Annotated in this window: 1 protein-coding gene; it reads left to right on the top strand. The window is 72.0% G+C overall.

What is annotated here, in order from left to right:
* Nucleotides 1–38: 38 nt before the first annotated feature.
* Nucleotides 39–830: PucR family transcriptional regulator (locus tag AC5RV2_RS18650; RefSeq protein ID WP_494093564.1), on the top strand; the 792-nt coding region annotated here is incomplete at its 3' end.

Consider the following 830-nt stretch of genomic DNA (forward strand, 5'->3'; position numbering starts at 1 on the left):
GGAAGGGCGACCGGGCCGCCACCGGCAACCCGGCGACGTTGGAGCGGCTGCGGACCAAGGTCGGGGCGCTGGCGACGGTGACCCTGAAGCGGCTGGAGTCGGACCTGCCCTGGTACCGCGGGTTGCGGCCGGACGAACGCTCCGCCCTCGGTTTGGTGGCGCAAAAGGGCATCGCGTCGTTCGTGACGTGGTACGAACGCCCCACGTCCCCGGCCTGGGTGATGAACGACGTCTTCGGCACCGCCCCCACCGAGCTGACCCGCTCCATTAGCCTGCAACGCGCCCTGCAACTGATCCGCGTGGTGGTCGAAGCCGTCGAAGACGAAGTGCCGGACCTTGCCGGCGAAAGCGACGAGGCCCAACTGCGCGAAGCGGTGCTGCGCTATTCCCGGGAGGTCGCCTTCGCTGCCGCCGACGTGTACGCCCGCGCCGCCGAGACGCGCGGCTCCTGGGATACCCGGCTCGAGGCGCTGGTCGTGGATGCGATCCTCCGCGGCGAAAGCTCCGACGCCCTGCGCTCCCGGATCGCCGCGGTCGGCTGGAAGACCACCGGGCCCATCACGGTGATGGTGGGCGGCTCCCCCGGTGAACCGGGCCCCAGCTTCGTGACCGAACTGCGCCGCGCCAGCTCCCGCTACGCCGCCGACACGCTGGTGGGCATCCAGGGCGAACGGCTGATCCTGGTGCTGGGCGGCCTGTCGGACCAGGACACCGCCTTCGTGCGCCTGGCCGAACTCTTCGGGCCCGGGCCGGTGGTCTACGGCCCGGAGGCCCGCTCGCTGGTGGACGCCAGCACCTCGGCCCAGGCCGCCTTCGCCGGGCTTAACGCG

The sequence above is a fragment of the Arthrobacter sp. Y3225116 genome, from assembly GCF_059091245.1.